The sequence below is a fragment of the Micromonospora terminaliae genome (assembly GCF_009671205.1).
GTDB classification, from domain to species: Bacteria; Actinomycetota; Actinomycetes; order Mycobacteriales; family Micromonosporaceae; genus Micromonospora; species Micromonospora terminaliae.
The window spans coordinates 2380929-2401958 of record NZ_CP045309.1; the positions used below are offsets into that span (position 1 = coordinate 2380929).

General features: G+C 73.8%; 19 protein-coding genes. 10 read left to right on the forward strand and 9 right to left on the reverse strand.

The genetic code is table 11. From position 1 onward, the window contains the following. Nucleotides 1–20: 20 nt before the first annotated feature. Nucleotides 21–1424, reverse strand: coding sequence for a Si-specific NAD(P)(+) transhydrogenase (gene sthA / locus GCE86_RS10495; protein WP_154226771.1), 1404 nt, complete (start codon nt 1422–1424; stop codon nt 21–23). A 51-nt stretch (nt 1425–1475) separates the two neighbouring features. Then, a complete protein-coding gene (locus tag GCE86_RS10500; RefSeq protein ID WP_154226772.1) occupies nt 1476–1904 on the reverse strand; it encodes an MmcQ/YjbR family DNA-binding protein in 429 nt (142 codons plus the stop codon). An 86-nt stretch (nt 1905–1990) separates the two neighbouring features. On the opposite strand from GCE86_RS10500, the gene GCE86_RS10505 reads away from it, so the two are divergent. Next, the gene (locus GCE86_RS10505; protein WP_154226773.1) at nt 1991–2755 is read left to right on the forward strand and encodes an MBL fold metallo-hydrolase; all 765 of its coding nucleotides are present in this window, start codon (nt 1991–1993) and stop codon (nt 2753–2755) included. Continuing rightward, nucleotides 2752–3333: a VTT domain-containing protein gene (locus tag GCE86_RS10510; protein ID WP_154226774.1), complete on the forward strand. Its 582-nt coding sequence runs from the start codon at nt 2752–2754 to the stop codon at nt 3331–3333. The genes GCE86_RS10505 and GCE86_RS10510 overlap by 4 nt, the downstream gene beginning before the upstream one ends. On the opposite strand, the gene GCE86_RS10515 is transcribed toward GCE86_RS10510, so the two are convergent. Then, the gene (locus GCE86_RS10515; RefSeq protein ID WP_338106346.1) at nt 3266–5641 is read right to left on the reverse strand and encodes an alkaline phosphatase family protein; all 2376 of its coding nucleotides are present in this window, start codon (nt 5639–5641) and stop codon (nt 3266–3268) included. The two genes, GCE86_RS10510 and GCE86_RS10515, sit on opposite strands and share 68 nt — an antisense overlap. 43 nt (nt 5642–5684) lie before the next feature. Next, nucleotides 5685–6134, reverse strand: coding sequence for a winged helix-turn-helix transcriptional regulator (locus GCE86_RS10520; RefSeq protein ID WP_091257789.1), 450 nt, complete (start codon nt 6132–6134; stop codon nt 5685–5687). 90 nt (nt 6135–6224) lie between these two features. Here GCE86_RS10520 and GCE86_RS10525 point away from each other — a divergent pair, with 90 nt between their 5' ends. Together GCE86_RS10525 and GCE86_RS10530 are read left to right on the forward strand one after the other, a co-directional pair. Then, on the forward strand, nt 6225–6818 hold the full coding sequence (locus GCE86_RS10525) for a dihydrofolate reductase family protein (RefSeq protein ID WP_154226775.1): 594 nt from the start codon (nt 6225–6227) through the stop codon (nt 6816–6818). After that, entirely contained in the window at nt 6815–7216 is a 402-nt protein-coding gene (locus GCE86_RS10530; RefSeq protein WP_154226776.1) for a PPOX class F420-dependent oxidoreductase, read from the forward strand. Before GCE86_RS10525 ends, GCE86_RS10530 begins: the two co-directional genes overlap by 4 nt. A 68-nt stretch (nt 7217–7284) precedes the next feature. Here GCE86_RS10530 and rph read toward each other — a convergent pair whose 3' ends face one another. Both rph and GCE86_RS10540 read right to left on the reverse strand, forming a co-directional pair. After that, nucleotides 7285–9882 (reverse strand): rifamycin-inactivating phosphotransferase, encoded by a 2598-nt coding sequence (rph, locus tag GCE86_RS10535; protein WP_154226777.1) that lies wholly within the window; start codon nt 9880–9882, stop codon nt 7285–7287. 130 nt (nt 9883–10012) lie between these two features. Further along, nucleotides 10013–10531: a VOC family protein gene (locus GCE86_RS10540; RefSeq protein ID WP_154226778.1), complete on the reverse strand. Its 519-nt coding sequence runs from the start codon at nt 10529–10531 to the stop codon at nt 10013–10015. A 90-nt stretch (nt 10532–10621) separates the two neighbouring features. Here GCE86_RS10540 and GCE86_RS10545 point away from each other — a divergent pair, with 90 nt between their 5' ends. The 4 genes from GCE86_RS10545 to GCE86_RS10560 all read left to right on the forward strand — a co-directional run bounded on the left by GCE86_RS10545 (nt 10622) and on the right by GCE86_RS10560 (nt 14534). Beyond that, complete coding sequence (locus GCE86_RS10545) at nt 10622–11590, forward strand: helix-turn-helix transcriptional regulator (RefSeq protein WP_154226779.1); 969 nt, start codon at nt 10622–10624, stop codon at nt 11588–11590. A gap of 93 nt (nt 11591–11683) precedes the next feature. Further along, nucleotides 11684–11959 (forward strand): hypothetical protein, encoded by a 276-nt coding sequence (locus GCE86_RS10550; protein WP_154226780.1) that lies wholly within the window; start codon nt 11684–11686, stop codon nt 11957–11959. 281 nt (nt 11960–12240) lie between these two features. Further along, on the forward strand, nt 12241–12720 hold the full coding sequence (locus GCE86_RS10555; protein ID WP_154226781.1) for a hypothetical protein: 480 nt from the start codon (nt 12241–12243) through the stop codon (nt 12718–12720). Beyond that, on the forward strand, nt 12717–14534 hold the full coding sequence (locus GCE86_RS10560) for a glycoside hydrolase family 15 protein (RefSeq protein ID WP_154226782.1): 1818 nt from the start codon (nt 12717–12719) through the stop codon (nt 14532–14534). The genes GCE86_RS10555 and GCE86_RS10560 overlap by 4 nt, the downstream gene beginning before the upstream one ends. Nucleotides 14535–14564: 30 nt before the next feature. Here the strand turns inward: GCE86_RS10560 and GCE86_RS10565 are convergent, their stop codons facing one another. Then, complete coding sequence (locus tag GCE86_RS10565; protein ID WP_163636745.1) at nt 14565–15596, reverse strand: HEAT repeat domain-containing protein; 1032 nt, start codon at nt 15594–15596, stop codon at nt 14565–14567. A 67-nt stretch (nt 15597–15663) separates the two neighbouring features. Between GCE86_RS10565 and GCE86_RS10570 the strand changes: the two genes are divergently transcribed. Further along, nucleotides 15664–16431 (forward strand): hypothetical protein, encoded by a 768-nt coding sequence (locus GCE86_RS10570; RefSeq protein ID WP_154226784.1) that lies wholly within the window; start codon nt 15664–15666, stop codon nt 16429–16431. A gap of 81 nt (nt 16432–16512) precedes the next feature. Here the strand turns inward: GCE86_RS10570 and GCE86_RS10575 are convergent, their stop codons facing one another. Together GCE86_RS10575 and GCE86_RS10580 are read right to left on the reverse strand one after the other, a co-directional pair. Then, nucleotides 16513–17994, reverse strand: coding sequence for an MFS transporter (locus GCE86_RS10575; RefSeq protein WP_154226785.1), 1482 nt, complete (start codon nt 17992–17994; stop codon nt 16513–16515). Nucleotides 17995–18244: 250 nt separating this feature from the next. Then, nucleotides 18245–19618 carry a glycosyl hydrolase family 18 protein gene (locus tag GCE86_RS10580; RefSeq protein ID WP_154226786.1) on the reverse strand — a complete coding sequence of 458 codons (1374 nt, stop codon included), beginning with the start codon at nt 19616–19618 and terminating at the stop codon, nt 18245–18247. A gap of 164 nt (nt 19619–19782) precedes the next feature. Here GCE86_RS10580 and GCE86_RS10585 point away from each other — a divergent pair, with 164 nt between their 5' ends. Then, nucleotides 19783–21015 carry an ROK family transcriptional regulator gene (locus tag GCE86_RS10585; RefSeq protein WP_204342152.1) on the forward strand — a complete coding sequence of 411 codons (1233 nt, stop codon included), beginning with the start codon at nt 19783–19785 and terminating at the stop codon, nt 21013–21015. Nucleotides 21016–21030 lie beyond the last annotated feature (15 nt).

Genomic DNA, 21030 nt, shown 5'->3' on the forward strand with positions numbered 1-21030 from the left:
CTTCTTTCTCGGCGCGGCGGTCAGCCGTCGATCCGGGTGATGTTGCGGATCTTGTTGGCGGCGTCCAGCGCCGCCACCTTGTACGCCTCGGCCAGCGTCGGATAATTGAACACCGCGTCCACCAGGTAGTCGACGGTGCCGCCGCAACCCATCACGGCCTGCCCGACGTGGACGATCTCGGTGGCCCCCGTCCCGAACACGTGCACCCCGAGCAGCCGCCCGTCATCGGGCGAGACGAGCAGCTTCAGCATGCCGTACGAGTCGCCGACGATCTGACCCCTGGCCAGTTCGCGGTAGCGGGCGATGCCCACCTCGAACGGGGTCGAACTCTCGGTCAGCTCCTCCTCGGTCTCTCCGACGAAGCTGATCTCCGGGATCGTGTAGATGCCGATGGGCTGCAACTCGGGCATCGCCCGCACCGGCTCACCGCAGGCGTGCTGCGCCGCCAGGCGGCCCTGCTCCATCGAGGTGGACGCCAGTGCCGGGAAACCGATGACGTCGCCGACGGCGTAGATGTTGTCGACCGCGGTGCGGTAGTTCGCGTCGACCTGGATCCGGCCCCGGCGGTCCGCCGACAGGCCGGCCGCCTCCAGCGCCAGTTCGTCGGTCTGGCCCTGGCGGCCCGCCGAGTACATGACCGTGTCGGCGACGATCCGCTTGCCGCTCTTCAGCACGCAGAGCGCGGCCGTCTGGTGCTTCTCCACCGCGGCGACCTCCTCGCCGAAGCGGAACGTCACGGACAGGTCCCGCAGGTGGTACTTGAGCGACTCGACGATCTCCTCGTCACAGAAGTCGAGCATCCGGTCACGGCGCTCCACGACGGTCACCTTGGTGCCGAGGGCGGCGAACAGTGAGGCGTACTCCATGCCGATCACGCCGGCGCCCACCACGACCATGCTGCGGGGTACGGCCTGCAGGTTGATGACCCCGTCGGAGTCCACGATGGTCCGGTCGTCGAAGTCGACGCTGTCCGGGCGGGCCGGCCGGGTGCCGGCGGCGATGACGATCTTGTCGAAGGTGACCCGGGACTCGCGGCCGGAGCCGCCGTCCACCCAGACGGCGTGGGCGTCGGCGAAGCGCCCGGTGCCGGTGATCATCGCGACCCGGTTGCGGGCCAGCTGGTTGCGGATGACGTCCGTCTGGCGACTGATCACGTGCTGGGTGCGGGCCGCCAGGTCGCTGACCGTGATCTCCTCCTTGACCCGGTAGCTGCTGCCGTAGAGGTCCCGCTGGCTCAGGCCGGTCAGGTAGAGGACCGCCTCGCGCAGCGTCTTGGAGGGGACCGTGCCGGTGTTGATGCACACCCCACCGATCATGTCGCGGCGGTCGACGATGCCGACCCGCCGGCCGAGCTTGGCCGCGGCGATCGCGGCCTTCTGACCGCTCGGACCGGAGCCCAGCACCAGCAGGTCGTAGTCGTACACAACCGCCAGCGTGGCAGCCGGAGGCTGCGCGCGCCAGAGCTGATCGGCGCCTCAGTGCGGCCCGGTGCCGGACAGCGGGGGCCCGACCCGTGCGGCCAGCTTCTTCGGGGCCAGCACGCGGTAGCTCTCGGTCATCAGCTCGGCGACCTCGTCCCAGTCGGTCCCGTCGTCGAGCACCATGCCGACCACGTCGGCGCCCCAGTCGGGCTTGAAGAAGGGAGGGCCGCCGGCCAGCAGGCCCGCGATCTCGTCGCCGGGCGAGCGGAACGTCAGCACGCAGATCGGCTCGTCGGTGGCGGCGGCCCGGGCGTAGGCGGCCTGGTGGTCGGGATCGACGGTGAGCACGTGGGCGAAGGTCCGCTTGCGGATCCGCCAGCGCGTGCCCACCCACGCCGGCTCCTCGTAGGTCTCGGGCAGGCCGAGGCAGACGGGCCGGAGCCGATCGAGGATCTCGGGTGGAACGTTGCCAGGATCGGTCACGCGCGGCACGTTACGCGGCCCCTCCGACAGTTCCGCGCCGGTCCGGATACGGTGGCAGGCGTGGCCGAGCTGGTGCGGGTGTCGTCGTGGTCGAGCTGACCTGGCACGGGCACAGCACCGTGTGGATCGAGGACGCGGGCACCCGGCTGCTGACCGACCCGCTGCTGCGCAACCGGCTGGCCCACCTGCGCCGGCGCCGGGGAACGGCCCCGCGACTGCCGGCCGCCCCGGACGCCGTACTCGTGTCGCACCTGCACGCCGACCACCTGGACTTCGCGTCGCTGCGCCGGCTGCCCTCGGACACCGCGCTGGTGGTCCCCGCGGGAGCCAGGCCCCTGGTCCGCCAGGCCCTCGGCGCGGCGGCCGCCGGCCGGTGCACGGAGCTGGCGACCGGCGAGCGGATCACCATCGGCGGGCTTGACGTCACGGCCGTGCCGGCCGCCCACCACGCCGGGCGGGGGCCCTGGTCCCGGCACCGGGCACCCGCCCTCGGCTACCTCGTCGAGGGTCGCGCGCGGACCTGGTTCGCCGGGGACACCGGCCTCTTCGACGAGATGGCGGCCCTCGCGCCGCTGGATCTCGCGCTGATCCCGGTCGGCGGGTGGGGGCCGACGCTCGGCCCCGGCCACCTCGATCCGGCCGGGGCCGCCGAGGCGGTACGGCGGGCCGGGGCGGCGTGGGCCGTGCCCATCCACTACGGCACCTTCTGGCCGGTCGGCCTCGACCGGGTCCGGCCGGACCGCTTCCACGGGCCCGGCGACGAGTTCGCCCGGCAGGCGGCAACGGTGTCGCCGGCCACCCGGGTACGGGTGCTGCGGCCGGGCGAGTCGCTCGCGGTGTGCCGGCCGTGACGGCGACGCTGGGTGCGCTGGGCTCGCTGCTGCTCGTGGTGCTCCTCGGCTCCGTGGTCCCCGTGGTGCCGACCGGTGCGGCGGTCAGCGGCGCGGCCGCGCTCGCCGCCCACCAGCATCCGGTGACCGTGGTCCTGGTGGTGCTCGCCGGGGCCGTCGGCGCGTACGTCGGTGACCTCGCGACGTTCCGCCTGCTCGGCTGGGGCGGCGGGAGCATGGCCCGGCGGGTGCCGGGCCTGCGCGCCGACCAACGGATCGACCGGGTGCCGGTCCGGGTCCGGGAGGCGCGCGTCTCGACGCTCCTGGTGTCCCGGCTCATCCCCGGCGGCCGGATCCCGGTGCTGCTGGCCGCCGCCGTGGCGGGACTGGCCTGGCGCCGCTTCGCCGTCGCCAACGCGCCGGCCAGCCTGCTGTGGTCGGTGCTCTACGCCGCGATCGGGGTCCTCGGCCGTGCGGTCTTCCCCGAGCCCTGGGAGAGCGTCGTGGTCGCCATCCTGCTCGTCGTGGTCATCAGCCAGGCGCTGGGCTGGCTGAACCGGCGGCGGGCGGCGCGGGAGGATCCGCTGGCCACGCAGTAGCCGTCGCCCGCGCCGCCCGCCCGGCACCGGGGTCGTCCGCCCCGTCCAGTTCGCCGCCGGTGTGCTCGTCGGGCCGGCGCAGGCCCAGCCGGCGCAACCAGCCGAGCAGGTGGCGGTGGACGGCGTCCGGGCCGACCAGCTCGCCGTCGCGCGGCCAGTCCGCGGGGTGGACGAGCAGGGCCTGCGTCTGCCAGCCGCCGAGCCCTCCGTGGCAGCCGACCAGCTCCTCGAAGGCCGCCACCTCTTCGAGGCCCGGATCCACCGTGCTGATGACAACAAGGTCGCCCACGTGTTCGGTCGCCTGATGGCGCAGCAGGTCGTGACGGGCCCGCGGGCCGTACGGGACCAGCGGGTCCTCGCCGTCGACCCGCCCGTCGCGCAGGCGGTGGCAGCCCCGCGCCCCGATCGCCAGCGGACCGGCCGCGGAGTCGACCACGACCAGCCCGACGCCCGGATGCGCGGCCAGGCCGTCGATGAGCCCCGGCGCCACGGCGTCGACGCGCTCGCGGGTCAGCCGTCCCGGATGGCGGGCCAGGTAGATCATCGCGAGGTTGCCCGAGGCCACCACCACCGTGGCGGGGTCGGTGTGGGTCGCCGCGTCCTCGCGCTCCGCGGGCCCGAGGCTGACCTCGCCGCCGTCGACGTGCGAACGCAACGCCAGGCGGGTCGCCGCGCCGGTCGCCCCGCCCGAGCCGGCCGCCTCGGTGAGCAGCGTGTTCAGCCGTCCCCACTCCTCGTCCGGGCCGGTGACCTCGGCGGCGGCCACCTCCGGGACCGGGCCGGCGGCCGTCGCGCCGCCGGGCACCACCTCACCTACCGGGGGCGCGGCGAGCCGGGCGACCACGTCGGCGAGGGACTCGCCGTACCGCTGGCGGAACGTGGCGCCCTGACTCTGCCCGTGGTCGCTCAGCACCACGATGTGGTAGCGCCGGGCCGCCTCGGCGGCCAGCCGCTGGAGGACGCCCAGCGTCTGGTCGAGCGCCTCGAGGACCGCCATGGCCTGCGGCCGGGCCGGCCCGGCGTGGTGGGCGACCTCGTCGTAGTCCAGGAAGTCGCAGAAGACGACCGGCGCCCCGGCGGCCAGCTGCTCGGCGATGAGCGACACGTTCAGGTCGCTGAGCAGGCTCGCCATCGGGCGCAGGGCCAGGTAGGAGCCGCTGCGCCGGCCCCGGGGCCGGATGTCGCGCAGCCGCTGCCGCCGCGCCTCGTACAGCTCGCGGACGACCTGACCGGCGCCGCGGACGACGGCACGGGCGAAACCGTACGGGCTGGCCATGAAGACGGCGTAGCCCCGGGTGGACCGGCCGGGCAGCCCCGCACGGCTCACCGTGAGCAGGCTGGTCGGGGCGTCGCCGGAGAAGACGGTGCTGATGCTGACACCGCCGTCGCGCAGCAGCCCCTGCCCGGTGGACAGGCGCTGCTCGATCTCGGCGGCGTCGCGGGGCCGGCTCGTCACCACCAGGCGGCCGGGGGAGTGGCCGCCGTCGCCGTTCGGCGTTCCCTTCTCGTACCACCGGTAGGCCGGCAGCCGGTGGACGTCGCCGTAGAGCAGGCCCGCCTGGGCCGCGGGCGTGGTGGCCGGAAGGCCGGTGTGCCAGCCGGCCAGGCGGTGGCTGCCGGTGCGGAGCCACCGGCCGATGGTGGGCAGGTTGCCGGCGCGGATGGCCCACTGCACGAGCGGCGCGGCCACACCGTCGAGCTGGACGACGAGCAGGCCCTCGGGCTGGTGCGCCCGGGCGGCCACCGCCGCGGCGCGGCCGTGCCGCAGCCGGTGCCGCCATCCGGGGCGGAGACGCCGCTCCCGCCGGCGCCGGGCCCGGGTCATCACCCACAGCATCTCGCTGACGAACGCGTCGTCGGTGCCGGCGTCGGCGAGCCAGTTCACGACCGCCGCGAGCGCCACGGCGAGCCAGGCGGCGGCGAAGGCGTCGGCGAACCCGGCGACGTCCGCTTCCGGGTCCAGGCGCAGCGCGACGTACATGACGATCGCCTGCACGGACACGCCGATGACGAGCGCGCCGAGCCCGCCGAGCAGAGTGGCCAGCGCGAACAGCACCGGACGCAGCACCGCGCCGATCCCGGCGATCAGACCGACCAGCCACAGCGTCGCGAGCAACCCGCTCGCGGTGACCCCCGGCAGCAGCCACAGCGTCACGCTCAGCACCACGAACGAGGTGACCGCGCTGCGCAGCAGGCTCCGCAGCCGGGCGACCGTGGGCCGGTAGTCGCGCAGCACCCGCAGGCCGACGCGGCCGGCCTCGGTAAGGCGCCGGTCGCCGTCGGCGTCCGCGTCCGGCTCCATTTCCATGACAATGCCACACCTGAGCTGGCAAGATCCGCAAGAGGGGTGGTCAGGCGGCTCCGGGCCCGGGGAGCGGGTCGACGTCGCCGGCGTGCATCGGCTGCCCGCAGTGCGCGCAGCGCAGCTCGACATGGCTGACCTGGCCGCAGGCGTGGTGGCGGTAGAGCACCGGTGGCCCGGCCGCACCGGCCAGCCACCGGTCGCCCCACCCGACCATGACCATGAGCAGGTCGACCAGCTCGGTGCCCTTCTCGGTCAGGACGTACTCGAAGCGGGGTCTCCGGTCGTAGGGACGGCGTTCCAGCACCCCGTGGGCGACCAGGTGGTTGAGCCGCTCGGTCAGGACCTTGCGGGAGATGCCGAGGTCGGCCTGGAGCTGCTCGAACCGGGTGAGGCCGACGTTCACGTCACGCAGGATCAGCGGCGACCAGGGTTCGCCGATGACGTCGAGCGTGCGCGCGATCGAGCAGGCCATCTGGCCGAAGTCGGTGCGCTGCATGGCATCAATCTACCACTTGAGGTTCCCTCAAGGAACTCAGACTGCTACGGTGACGGAGTCTCCTGAAGGAACCCAGAAGGGGTGAGCGGAATGAGCAAGGTCCTCGTCGCACTGTCGGTGTCCGTCGACGGCTACATCACCGGACGCGATCCCGGGACCGGTCGCGGGCTCGGCGACGCGCCGATGCTGTTCGACTGGTACTTCGACGGCGACACGCCCAGCCGGGTGTTCGACGGGTTCCGGCTGAGCGAGCCCAGCGCCCGCGTCTTCGACGCCCTTGCCGCGCGCATCGGCGCCAGCCTCGTCGGCCGCCACACCTACGACGACTCCGGATGGTCGGCCGGCGGCACCCCGCACCCCGACGCGCCGCTCGTCGTGCTCAGCCATCGCCCGGCGCCGCAGCGCAACGAGCGGCAGACCTTCGTGAGCACCGGCATCGAGGACGCCGTCGCCGCGGCTCGCGACGTCGCCGGCGACAAGGACGTCGCACTCATGGGCGGCGGCGTCGCGACCGAGGCCCTGGCGGCCGGCCTCGTCGACGAGGTGGTCCTGCACCAGGTGCCGATCCTGCTCGGCGGCGGGCGACCGTTCTTCCAGCCGCTGCCCGCGCACGTGCGCCTGCGGCTGGTCGAGGCCGTCGCGGCCCCCGGTGTCACCCACCTGCACTACGAGGTCGCGCGATGAGCCCGGTCACCGGCGGCCTCGACCCCGAGGTGCGGCGCGTGCTCGACGGCGCCCCGATCGCCCACCTCGCCACCGTCGGGCCCGACGGCTCGCCCCACACCACCCCCGTCTACATCGGTACGCACGGCGACCGCGTCGTCTTCTTCACCGGCCCGGAAACACGCAAGGCCCGCAACCTGCGCCACGACCCGCGGGTGGCGCTGTCCGTGGCGCCGGCCGACAACCCGTTCGCGCCGCTCGTCGTCCGCGGCCGCGTCGTCGAATGGGTCGAGGGCGACGCGGCGTGGCAGCTCATCGACCGGCTGGTCGCCAAGTACACCGATCAGCCGTACCCGCGGGGGCAGGAGCGTGTCGTGGCGGTGATCGCAGCCGACCACCAGACCATCGGCGTCGGCTGAGCGGCCCGACGCCTGGCGACACGCGTGCCCACTGTGGCGGCTGGCATTCGCCGCACCATGCCGATCGCTCAGGACAGGATTTCGACGTAGCCGTCGGTGCCGTGCAGGCGGATGCGCTGCCCGTCCCGGATCAGCCTGGTGGCGTCGGGCACGCCGACGACGGCGGGCAGGCCGTACTCCCGGGCGATCACGGCCCCGTGGGTCATGAGGCCGCCCACCTCCGTCACCAACCCTCGCACCGCGACGAACAGGGGTGACCAGCTCGGGTCGGTGAAGGCGGTGACCAGGATGTCGTCCGGTTCGAGATCGGCCTCGGCCACGTCCAGGATGACGCGGGCCCGCCCCTCGACGATCCCGCCCGAGACGGGGAGTCCGACCAGGGCGCCGTCCGGCACGTCGTCGCGCCGGTACGCCCCGGAGAGGCACTCGCCCTCGGACGTGAGCACCCGGGGCGGTGTGAGCGCCTGATTCGACCGGAACTCCTCCTTCCGCCGGCGGATGAGCTCGTCATCGGCGTGGTTCGTGCGGACCACGTCGTGCAACTCGGCGAACGTGAGGTAGAAGATGTCCTCCTTCTCGCGCAGCACGCCGGCCCGCACGAGCCGCTCTGCCTCCTTCAGCAGGGCCTGCTTGTAGACGAAGTAGCGGCTCACGATGGCGTACTTCGGATACTCCCGGTACCCGATGAAGGTGCGGACCCGGTCGATCATCCGCTTGGTCTCCGCGGCCTTCGGCTCCCCGTCGGGCAGGGCGCGCAGGCGCTCCAGGATGTCCTGTTCCTTCCTCGCCGCCGCCCGGCGCCCGTGCGCGAAGCGCCGCGCGCGAGCGCCCGGCTCGAAGTTCCGGACGTTGTCGAGGATGAGGGGCACGAGCGCGGTGGGGTGCTCGCTCCAGCGCGGCCGCGTGATGTCGATCTCGCCGACGCAGCGCATCCCGTACGTGTCGAGGTAGGCCCGGATGGCGTCGCGCGCCTCGCGGCCCCCCGGGAGCGTGGCCAGCTCGTCCAGGAAGCCGTCGTCCCCGGCCTTCTCCAGGAAGGCCACCACCTCCGGGTACGGGCGGATGACGTCGGCGACGTCGAGGAGCGCGAGTCCCATCTCCGACGTGATGTTGTGTGGCGCGGACAGCGTGAGCGTGTCGGAGGCGTTCTTCTCACCGAGCCAGGCGAGCAGCCGCTCGTTGAGCCACCACGAGGCCTCCATCCCCGCCATGATCGCCTGCATGTTCTGCGGGTCGCCCAGGAGTCGCTTGTGCTCCTCGAAGGCCGCCAGGAGGAAGTCGAACAGCGCCGTCCCCGACTTCGTCGCGATGTCGCGCCGCAGGGCGGCGAGAGCGGTCCGGCTGCGGTCGATCAGGCCGGTGACGACGGCCGGGTCGGTCTCGATCGGGGCGGGCGCGCCACCGGCGCGCGGCGCCGCCGGAGTCGGATCGGGGAGTGCCGGGATGAAGTCGCCGCGGCCGATGAGGGTCTCCAGTGCGTCCCTGGTCAGCGGATCGGCCTTGCCGGCCATGTCCAGCAGGCCCGCCCGGCTCGACGGCGCTGCCAGGGCCCGGGTGGCGTCGACGAACAGCCGCCCGCCGGCCTCGTGCATCGGCGCCATGGCCGTGAGCTGCCACATGGAGAAGCCCAGGGGCTTCATGGCGTCCGTCATCATCTGCTGGTGACCGACGGAGAGGTAGACGTGGTTCTCCCCGTCGGCGGACCTGGGGATCGGGAACAGCGTGGTGATCGGCCGGCTCTGGACGATCTGGAAGTCGTCGTCGACCAGGCACCATTCGATGTCCTGCGGGCGGCCGAAGTGCGCCTCGATCCGCCGGCCGAGCTGCACCAGCCGCAGGACCTGCGCGTCCGTCAGCGTCGGCTGCTGCTGCCGCTCCGGGTCGATCGCCTGGTGCGTCGTCCCGCCGGCCGGCAGCGCGTGGACGGCGAGCCGCTTGGTGGCGATCGTCCGGTCGACGACCGCGCCGTCCCGCACCGTGTACGCGTCCGCGTTCACCAGCCCGGAGACCAGCGCCTCGCCGAGTCCGAAGCTGGCCTCCACGGAGGCGACCTTCCGGTTGGACGTGACCGGGTCGGCCGTGAACAGGACGCCGGCCACCTGCGGGAAGACCATCGTCTGGACGACGACGGCCATCTGGACCCGGCGGTGGTCGATGCCGTTGCGCTGGCGGTAGGTCACCGCGCGCTCGGTGAACAGCGAGGCCCAGCACCGGCTGACGTGCCGCAGGATCGCCGCCGGCCCCACCACGTTGAGGTAGGTGTCCTGCTGCCCGGCGAAGGAGGCCGTCGGCAGGTCCTCCGCCGTCGCGCTGGACCGGACGGCGTACGCCGCCCGCTCACCGTGCCGGGCGAGCGCCCGGGTGATCGCCGCCGCCACGTCGTCGGGGAGGACGGTTCCCTCGATGGTGCGGCGGATCTCCGCACTGAGCGTGCGGATCCCCTCCCGGTCGTCCGGGTCCAGGCGCGACAGCTGAGCGAGCCGCTCGTCGATCGCCGGCGCCTCGGACACGACCCGCCGGAAGGCGTCCGTCGTCACGCAGAACCCGGCCGGCACGCGAATGCCGTCGATCCGCGCCAACGCCCCCAGGTGCGCGCCCTTGCCGCCGGCGAGCACGACCTGCGTCTCGTCGACCTCGTGCACATCCGACACGTATTGCTCGATCATCGCGATGTCGCGCCCCGATTCTTCGTCCGTTCCCCGGTCCGGCCGACGATTCTGCGCCAGACCCGGGGTCTTGCGGCAAGACCCCGGGTCCGATATACGTTAAAGTGGGGCCGCGGAAGATCCCGCGAGATCAGCTGATCAGCGGGCGACTCACGACACTTTCGGTGCGGCCGCTCAACTCCCGGTCCAGGCTCTCCTGCGCGTCGCGCATCGCCTCGGCATACTGCGGCTCGGCGAGCCGCCGCATGCCCACCTCGGGTGCGACCTCCTCTACCACCGCGCTGATCCACCAGATGTTGCCGAACGGGTCGCGTACCCGGCCGCCCCGCTGACCGAAGGCGTGGGTCGCCGGCGCGGTGACCACCCGGGCCCCGGCGGCGACCGCGCGCTCGATCGCGGTGTCGGCGTCGGGGACGAAGACCCGCAGCAGCGACGGCATGGCCGGCCAGTCCGGCTGGCGATCGAAGGCCAGCAGAATCGTGTCGCCGACCCGGATCTCGGCGTGGCCGATCGTCCCGTCCTCCAGGCGTACCCGGCCGAGCTCGACCCCGTCGAACACCGCGGTGACGAAGTCCAGCAGCTGCCCGGTGTCCGGCGTGACGATCCACGGTGCGGCGGTCGTGTACCCGGCGGGCGCGGTGCGGCTCATAGTGGATCTCCCTCGTGTCGTGTGAACTGCGCCCACGGTAGATCGCGTATAGGTCAATTCCTGTCCTAGTCACGCGGCAGAATGGCGGCCATGTCCGACCCCCGTGCCCGACTGCTGTCCCTGCTGTCGTTGCTGCAGACCCCACGGCTCTGGCCGGGAAGCGAGCTGGCGCAACGGCTCGGGGTGTCCGGCCGGACCCTGCGGCGTGACATCGACCGGCTGCGTGACCTGGGCTACCCGGTCCACGCGGAGCAGGGCGGGCTGGGCGGATACCGGTTGGCCGCCGGCGCGGCGATGCCACCGCTGCTGCTGGAGGACGACGAGGCGGTCGCCGTGGCCATCGGTCTGCGCACGGCCGCGGCGCAGCCGGTGGCCGGGGTGGACGAGGCGGCGGTGCGGGCACTGGGCAAGCTGCTGCAGGTGCTGCCCGCCCGGCTGCGCCGCCGGGTCGACACCCTGGCCTCCTCCACTGTGGCCCACCCGTTCGCACCGGCCGTCGAACCGGTGGACCCCGACACGCTGGTCGTCGCCTCCGCGGCGATCGCCAACCACGAGCGGCTGCGGTTCCGATACCGTGACCAGGGCCGGCACGTCGAGCCGCGCGCCCTGGTAACGGCCGGGCGGCGCTGGTACCTCCTCGCCTTCGACCTCGACCGCGACGACTGGCGGACCTTCCGGCTGGACACGGTCACCACGGCCGCCGCGACCGGTGCGCGGGCGACCACGAGGGACGTACCCGGCGGGGACGTCGCCGCCTTCGTCGCCGACCGGACCATGCGGATGGCGCCGACCTGTGCGGCCGACGTGGTGCTGCACGCGCCGGCCGCCCAGGTGGTGGATCGCCTCGGCGGGCCGCCGCCCGGCACCCTGACCGATCGACCGGACGGCACCTGCCGGTGGCTCGCGCCGCCAGACACCCCCGAATGGCACGCGCTCCGGCTGGCCTCGATCGGGCTGCCGTTCACCGTCGACGGCCCGCCGGAGCTGGCCGCCCACCTCAGATCGACGGCCGCGCTGTTCCGGGCCGCCACGGCCGGGCCGGCCCGACCGGTCGCGTAACGGCTCGGCAGCCCCCAGCGCCTTTCTTGTACCGCACCTTCCCGTGGCCTCGGGAGAGGTGCGGCACGGTCGAGTCGAGCAGGGGGAGTGTTCATGGTGGAGCACGCGACGTCCGTTCCGCAGCCGGGGCCCGGCCCGCAACCGGCGGCCGCCCTGCCGGAGGCCACCACGGCGACACCCGCCGCCGACGCCGGCGCCGCTCCGGCCGTACAGCCGGCGCTCGGCACGGGGCACAGGCCGACCTGCCAGCACTGCCGGCAGCCCCTGTTCGAGGACAGCCTCTGGGGATGGATGCACGCGGGCGGCCGGTACCTGTGCCAGGACGCGGCCACCGGCGAGCCGCTATGCCAGCCCGCCACACCCGCCTGACTTTGCCCGCCGGCTCACCCGGTCGGGCTGTTCGCGCTGCTCGTTCGGGCAAGGCACCCGACCGCGGGCGGTGGCGCGCCTAGGGTGGAGGCCCGGGCGGCCACCGTGGTCGACCGTCGCAGCGAGGCGGGCTGCCGGGGCCGGTACCCGCCCCCGGGTGTTCAGCCGGAAGGCACCGATGGCCGAGACAACCGCGCCGGTACGGAACGCCGGCAGGCCGCCGCTCGACAGGCCGGCGACGCCCCCGGCGACCAGGGCGTGCCCTGGCGGCCACCGCTGAGATGGACTGGGCCGGATGGGCGGTGTTCGGGCTGGTCGCCACCGCCGCGCTGACCGCGGCGATGATCATCGCGCAGATGGCCGGGTTGACCCGCCTCGACCTTCCCCTGGTGCTCGGCACCCTCGTCACCGAGGACCCCGACCGCGCCCGGGTCGTCGGCTTCTTCATCCACCTCCTCTCCGGGCAGGGCTTCGCCCTGGGGTACGCGGTCGCGTTCGCCCTGCTGCACCGCGCCACCTGGTGGCTCGGTGCGCTGTTCGGCGGGCTCCACGTCGCGATCGCGTTGACGGTGATCCTGCCGCTGCTGCCCGGTGTCCATCCGCGGATGGCCTCGCTGCGGGCCGGGCCCTCCAGCACCGCCGTGCTGGAGCCACCCGGCCTGTTCGCCCTCAACTACGGCGTCCAGACGCCCGCGGTCACGGCCGTCGTCCACGTGATCTACGGGGTCGTCCTCGGACTGCTCCTGCGGACCCCGTCGTGACGGACCCCCGACCGCCGGCGCCGATCAGCGACTACGGGCTGCTCGGCGACACCCGTACCGCCGCCCTCGTGAGCGGTGACGGCGCCATCGACTGGCTCTGCGTACCCCGGTTCGACGGTGAGCCCGTGTTCGGACGCCTCGTGGGCGGCCCGGCGGCGGGGACCTTCCGCGTCGGTCCGGTCCCGCCCGCCCCCGTCGTCCAGCGGCGCTACCGGCAGGACACCGCCACGATCGAGACGACGTGGGAGGTGGACGGCCGGCGGCTGACCCTCACCGAGTCGATGGTGGCCGAGATCACGGGACGGCTGCTGCCCACGACGCTGCTGGTGCGGCGGCTGTCGGCCGAGGGGGGCACGGTGGGCGCGGTCGTCGAGTTCGACCCCCGCCTCGGGGCACGGCACCGCCGGCCGCGACTGCACCGCCGGGGGAACGCCCTGGTGTGCCAGTGGGGGGCGCTCGCCGTGTCCCTGGACTGCACGCCCGGGGTCACGGTCGAGCCGGGCCGGACCACCCCGGTCGAGGTGGTGCCGGGCCGTCCGCTCACCCTGGTCCTCGCCGTGGCCGACCGGGAACCGCTGATCCACGTGGAGCCGGAGGCGGCCTGGGAACTCGTCCTCGGCGACGAGGCCCGCTGGCGCGCCTGGACGGCCGGGATCCATGGCTCGCTGCCGTTCCGGGAGGCTGTCGTCCGCAGCCTGCTGACGTTGCGGCTGCTGACCTACTCACCGTCGCAGGCGCCGGTCGCCGCGCCGACGATGTCGTTGCCCGAGGACCCCGGAGGGGTACGCAACTGGGACTACCGCTACGTCTGGCCCCGGGACGCCAGCATCGGAGTGAACGCGTTCCTGGGCGTCGGCAAGCTCGACGAGGCCCACGGCTTCCTGGCGTGGCTGCTGCACGCCAGCCGGCTGGAGCGGCCGCGCCTGCCGGCGCTGTTCACGCTGACCGGCCGCCACGTGCCGCGGGAACGGGAGCTGCCCGGCTGGCCCGGCTACCTCGGCAGCGTGCCGGTACGGACCGGCAACGGCGCCGCCGGGCAGCACCAGCTCGACGGCTACGGCTGGGTGGTCGACGCGGCCTGGGTGTTCGTGCAGGCCGGGCACCGCCTCTACTCGGAGACGTGGCGGGCCGTACGCGGCTTCGCCGACGTCGTCGCCGGCCGCTGGGGCGAACCGGATGCCGGCATCTGGGAGGTGCGCGAGCCCGGTCACCACGTCCACTCGAAGCTCATGGGCTGGCTCGCCCTCGACCGGGCACTCCGCATCGGTGACACCCACCCGCTGCCGGACCGGCAACGCCGGCGCTGGCAGGAGGCCCGCGACGCCATCGCCGACGAAGTCCGGACGCGCGGCTTCGACCCGGCCCAGTCCAGCTACGTCCGCAGCTACGGGGCCCCGGACCTGGACTCGGCGGTACTCGTGCTGCCGCTGCTCGGCCTGGACGACGTCGCCTCCGCCCGCGTGCGGGGCACCGTCGACGCCATCCGCGAGCGGCTGTCCGCCGGCGGCCCGCTGCTCTACCGCTACCCGCCGGGACGCGACGGCCTTCCCGGCCCCGAAAACGCCTTCCTGCCCTGCTCGTTCTGGCTCGTCCAGGCCCTCGCCTCCACCGGGCGACGCCGCGAGGCGGAGGAGCTGTTCCGGGAACTGCTCGACCACGCCAGCCCGCTGGGCCTGTACGCCGAGGAGCTCGACCCCGCGACCGGCGCCCACCTCGGGAACTATCCGCAGACGCTGACCCACGCCGCGCTCGTCCAGGCCGCGCTCGCGATCCGCGACAGCCCTGACCCTGGCGACGGCGGAGGACCCGTCTGAGGTCGGCGAGCAGGTCCTCGCGCCGGTGGTTCAGCGCCTCAGGTCGCCCGCAGCCAACCGCGCCGCCAGGTGCGGATCGCCCTCGGCGCGCTTCAACAGGGACTCCACCGACCATCGGGCGGTCCGGTTGCCGCTCGACCCGTCGATGACCTCGAGTTCGAGGCCGAGCTCGAAACGGTCGCCGAACATCGCCATCTCGACGTCGGGCAGGCGCGCATGCAGGGCATCCAGCAGCATCATGGCCGAGGCGTCGCGCTGCGCGCGGCGTAGGGGATCACACTCTCGCAGTGCGGTGGCGACATTTTCGCTGGTCGGATCAAATTCCTCGAGCAGCGGGACCAACGACGGGTGGGCCAGGAACGCGGCAGCCTCGAAGGTGGAGGGGTGGACGCTCTCCTCGGCGAGCAGGCCGGCCACCAGCGGCAGCGCCCGCGGATCCCGTCGCCGAGCCAGCCCCCGGATGCCTTCCTCGCGAGCCTCACCGTAGCTGTCGCTGGTCCGCTCCCACAGCGCCTGTCGGACCGGGCGTCCGTCGACGGTGCTCTGCCAGCCCAGGGCGAACGCGGCCCAGTTGCGCACCTCAGGGTCGACGTCCCCGCACAGGTTGACCAGCGTCGCCACAACGGATCGATCCACGTCGTCACCCAGCACGGCCGGCAGCGACGTCGCGACTTCGAGCCGGATCTCCGCATCGGCGCTCTCACCCAGGCCGAGCAGCACGGGCGTGGCCCGCACATCACCGGTGGCCCCCAACGCTCTGGCGATGGACCACCGCACCGCGTCCTCGACCTCGTCAGCGGCGAGCGAGATCAGCGCCGACGCCGCGTCCTCGCGGATGTCCTCGTGCGACTGGCTGGCCACGCCGAGCAGATCGCACGCGGTCGACCGCACCGCCACGTCAGCAGAGGTCGTCCGGGTGACAGCGAGGCGGGCAGCCAACCTGCCGGCCTTGCCGGCCCGGCGCAACAGCTCCCACCGGTCCTCGTCGTCGCGGGCACCGGCGGCGGAGGCTGAGCGTGCCGCTGCTGCATCGAAGAGCGCGGCGACCTCGCGTGCGTTCACGGCCCGGATCGTCCCACGCGGGGCCATGGGGTGGCTTTCGAGATCCGGCCGCTCGGGGCTCGGTGGCGTGAGCGCCCAGGACATCGGTGCCGCCACGGCCTTGTGGTATCCGCGTACCGCGGGCGACACTGCGGCCGTGTGGCTGGCCTTGTTGATCCTTGTGAGCGCCTACGTCGTCCTGAGGCAGGTCGGCGTGTCCGACGGCGGAGCGGGGTTCTGGGCACCTGCGGCTGCGGCCGTGGTTGCGCTCCTGCAGGTGTGGCGTGGCGCGCGCGACGGCGAGGCGCCGTCGGTGCAGCGGCTGCGCCGCGCGGCGTTCGCCCGCCGCGTGCTGACGTTGGCCATCCTGACCTACCTCGGCACGTCACTGGTTGCCGGAGCCGTCGGCGGGTTCGTGCCGGTGATCCCGCCGGGTGGTTCTCCTGATCACGCCATCGCTGTAGGCGTCCGGCTCGCGACGACCGTGGGCCTGCCCGTCAGTCTGATCCTCATCGGTGGACTGGGCCGACTGTCCGCGACATGGTTGACGGTCCGGAGACCTTTCCGCTGGCTCGGGTTGATATCCGCGGTCCCGGCCCTGGTCTCGTTGGCGCTGCATCCCATCGCCGTCGCATTCTCCGCGAACCATGGCACCACGCCTCCTCGCGGACTCGCCGAGACCGCTCCCCGTACGGCTGTGGTGACGGTCTTGATCTTCTGCGCTCTGGCCCTCGGGAACCTGAACGGGCGAGCGTCTCTGCGACGACGGGCGGCGCGGACGGACGGGGCTCACCTCCGCAGCCCCGGTGCCGTTGATGCCGGCGAAGCCACGGGGCCGAACGCGCGGCCCTCCTGACGCAATTCTTCCAGTGGGTGTGGGACGGCGAGCTGCCGAGAGGGACGTGGTCGCGTGGGTTCACCTTCGCCTTTCGGAGGTTCACGGCCGCCGGTCCCCGGGGTCGCGTCGGACGCCTTCCCGGCGGGTCAGGGGACGCCGCGGGTGCGGCGACCAGCCGGGGCCGGTGCTGCCTCGCGCACCGGAGCCGGTCGTGCCCGGGCAGCGCCCGGTCACGCGCCGCGCCCGACAGGTGGTGCCGGACCGGGAAGCGGCGGGGCCCGCCCGGCGGCCGCCGGAGGCCCTGGGCGCCATGCCGACCCGGAGCGGCGGGTCGGCGGGATCCCTCGGCGCCGCCAGGTCACGGCCGCGCCGCAGCGGGGACAGCAGCAACGGTACGGGCGCGAGCGCCAGGCCGGCGCCGATGAGCAGCAGCGTGGACCGGATGCCGACGAGCTCCCCGAGGGCGCCGCCGAGCAGGCCGCCGAGCGGCAGCGCGCCCATGACGAGGAAGCGCATGGTGGCGTTGACCCGGCACTGGAGTCGCGCGGGCACGGTGGCCTGCCGGTAGGTGGTCTGTGCGATGCCGTAGACGACCTGCCCGGCGCCACTGCCCAGGAGGCCGACCACGAAGAAGGCCAGGCCCCAGCCACGGCCGGTCAGGGGGACCAGCAGGTTGAACGGGCTGCTCACCGCCGCTGACAGCCAGATGGTGCGGGTCAGGCCGACCCGGCGCGCGAGCCGGCCCGCCGTGACGGCGCCCAGCAGGGCGGCGGCCGGGGCGGCGGACAGCAGCACGCCGGCGGCGGCGGGCGAGACGCCGACGGTGTCGATCAGGAACAGGACGATCAGGGCGGTGGCGGCGGTGAACAGCAGGTTGACCAGGGCGCTGGTGGCCGCGATGGCGCGGAGCACCGGATCCCGGAGGACGAAGGACAGGCCTTCCCGGGCCTCGTGCGCCGTGCCCGTCCGGGCGGCCGGCCGGGGCGCCGGCTCGCGGGCCCTGATCCGCGCCAGGCAGGCGGCGCTGATCAGGAAGCTCACGGCGTCGACCAGCAGGGTGTTCGTGGCGCCGACCAGGTGGGTGAGCCAGCCGCCGAGGCTCGGGCCGGCGACCTGCCCCGAGGAGCGGACGGTCTCCAGCGTGCAGTTGCCGCGCAGCAGGTCCGCCCGGTGGAGCAGCCTCGGCAGGTACGACTGGTGGCCGATGTCGAACAGCACCCGCATGGCGGCCATGACCGCGGCCGCCGCGACGAGCAGCGGCAGGGTCAGCCGGCCCAGCGCGGCCGTCACGGTGACCGCGACCAGCGCCGCGCACCGGACCAGATCGGTCGTGATCAGCACCGGCCGGAGCCGCCGCCGGTCGAGCCAGACGCCGGCCGGCACCCCGAGCAGGAGGAACGCGCCGTTCTGCACGGCGACCAGGACGCCCAGCTGCCACGGTGTGGCGTGCAGGAGCAGCACGGCGATCAGCGGGAACGCGATCGTCGTGACGTCGGTGCCGAGCTGGGTGACGGTCTGGCCGGCGACGAGCAGCCGGAAGTCGCCGGACCGCCAGGGCAGGCCCTGAGCTCGTACTGTCATCTGCGCCCTCGCACGTGCCGTGGTTCCCGTGCGGACACCGCCGCGGGGGGAGCCGGCCACCGGCCCGCCGGTCGGCGGCGGGCGGGAGCGTGCGAAGAGCGGCTCGCGGGCGTTGGGGGAGACCCGCGGCCCTCGGTCAGAGGTTAGCCCAGCGACGCCGGGCCAGGCGCGTGATCGGCCACGGCGCAGGGGACGGCGATCGCGGCCGTCCGGCGCGGGGCCCCGCGCGCCTGCGGGGCCCCGCGCGGCCTCAGCGGCCCTGGAGGGACTTCACGTTGTCCCCGAAGGTCCAGCCCTTCGAGCCGTCCCAGTTGACCGACCAGGTCATCAGCCCCTTGAGGCCGCCCCGGTAGGTGTTCCACGCCTGCGCCACCAACGCCGGAGACAGGTATCCGCCGCCGGCGCCGGTCTGCGCGGGCAGCCCGGGGACCTGCTTGTCGTAGGGGACGCGGATGGTGGTGCCCTGCACGACCAGGCCGCTGTTGAGGCAGTCGGTCTGCACGGTGAAGCCCTGGACCGTGCCGGCCGGGTACGAGTCGCCCGCGCAGCCGTACATCGAGCCGTTGTAGTACTGCATGTTCAGCCACCAGAGCCGGCCGTTGTCCGCGTACTTCTTGATGATCGGCAGGTACGCGCCCCAGATCGAGCCGTAGGTGACGCTGCCGCCGGTGACGTACGCGGTCTCGGGGGCCATGGTGAGCCCGAAGCCGGCGGGCATCTGGGCCAGCACCCCGTCGATGATCCGCACGAGGTTGGCCTGTGAGGTCGAGAACTGGTTGATGTTGCCGCTGCCGGTCAGCCCGGTCTCGATGTCGATGTCGATGCCGTCGAAGTTGAACCGCTTGAGGATCGGCACGACGGTGGCGACGAACCGGTCGGCGACCGCGCTGGAGCCGAGGTCGATGCCGGCGGTCGCGCCGCCGATCGACAGCAGGACGGTCAGGCCGGTGGCCTTGGCCTGGCACACCTCGGCGGGCGTGGGCACCTTGACGCCGGCGTCCATGCCGTTCTCCCAGAGCACGGTGCCGTCGGCGCGGATCACCGGGAATGCCAGGGTGACCACGTTGTAGCCGTGTGCGGTGATCCGGGAGTCGGTGACCGGGATCCAGCCCATGCCCGGGTGCACGCCGTTGGCCGCGCCGTCCCAGTTCTCCCAGTAGCCCTGGAGCACCTTGCCGGTGGGCCGCGACTTGAGCGCGCAGGTGGTACCGCCCGGCGGCGTGGTCGCGGTGGGAGTGGGCGTCGCCGTGGGGGTGGGCGACGCCGTGGGGGAGGCGGTGGGCGTGGGGGTGGGCGAGGGCGGCTTCGTGGTGGCGGTCGGTGACGGGGTGCCGCCGCCGCAGGCGCCGAGGTCACTCCAGAGCGCCGGTGTGGCCGGTGGCGTCCAGCCCGCGCCGGCCGGCGGCGTGTGGGTGACCAGCGCCTGGTAGAGCCGGTTGGCGTAGGTGGCCCGGCTGCCTGCGGTCCAGGTCACCCCCTCGGCCCAGGCCGGCACGCCCGCGCAGGAGACCAGCGCGGTCTCCGCGGCGGAGGCGGCCAGACCGGTGGCGGCCGGCAGGGCGGTGGGTACGGCGAGCAGCAGGGCACCGCCGAGCACGGCGGTCAGCCGTCGTCGAAGTCGCATGACATACCTCCTCATCGATGCGCCGGAGGCTAGCAGTTAACTTTGTTAAATGTAAATGCGCAGTAGTCTGTCAGCACTTGGTTCACGGCGTGAAGCAGGTCGCCGGGGGCGGCCGGGAGAGGACGGCGGCGGACGTGGACGCCAGACGCACCACCGTGCGCGACATGCGTCGTGCCAACCGGTCGGTCCTGCTCACCCGGATCTGGCTGGACGGCCCGCTGAGCCGGCACGAGCTGGGGCAGTCCACCGCGCTCAGCCTGGCCAGCGTGAGCAACCTGGTCGGCGAGATGATCGCCGAGGGCCTGGTCGAGGAGGCCGGCTCGGTCGAGTCCGACGGCGGCCGCCCCCGGGTCCTGCTCCGGGTCGCCCCCGCCTACGGCTACCTCGTCGGCGCCGACGTCGGCGAGACCCGGGTGCAGGTCGAGCTGTTCGACCTGGCGATGACCGCGCTCGCCAAGGCGGAGTATCCGATCGCCGCCGCCGAACCCGACCCCCGGCAGGTCACCGACCACCTGCTGCACGGCCTCGCCGCCGTGATCGACCAGGCCGGTGTCGACCCGGCCGCGGTGCTCGGCTTCGGCGTCGCCGTCTCCGGCACCGTCGAGCGCACCGCCGACGCCGTCGTGCACGCGCAGACCCTCGGCTGGGACGGCGTGCCGCTCGGCGCCATGCTCCGCGCCGGCACCGACATCCCCGTGCACATCGACAACGGCGCCAAGACCCTCGGCCAGGCCGAGATGTGGTTCGGCGCCGGGCGCGGCGTCCGGCACGCGGTCGTGGCCCTGGTCGGCTCCGGCGTCGGGGCCTGCGTGGTCGCCGACGGCGTGGGCTACCGCGGCGCGCACAGCAGCGCCGGCGAGTGGGGGCACACGACCATCGTGTACGGGGGCCGCCGCTGCCGCTGCGGCAACCTCGGCTGCCTCGAGGCGTACGTGGGGGCGGAAGGGGTGCTCGACCGGTTCCGGCAGGCCAACCGCGGTCGCCCCGCGGCCGGCGGCGACGAGGAGACCGCCTTCGGCGAGCTGCTGCGCGCCGGCAGCCGTACCGCCGCGAAGGTGCTCGACGAGACGGTCGGCTACCTGGGCGCCGGGGTGGCGAACCTCGTGAACCTGTTCAACCCCGAGCGGGTGGTGCTGGGCGGCTGGGCCGGCCTGGCCCTGGGCGAGCGCTACCTGCCGCAGATCCGCGAGGTCACGGCGCGGCACGCGCTGCGCCAGCCGTACGCCCAGACCTCGATCGAGCTGTGCCGGCTCGGACCGGACGCGGTCGCGATGGGCGCGGCCACCCTGCCGATGGCCCGGCTGCTGCGCGACGGCGGCGTGCCGCGCGAACCGGTCGCCCGGCTGTCCCCGGCGCCGGTGCCGCCGGCCCGCCGGCCCCGCGCGCGCACCCGCTGAGCCACCGGGCCGGCG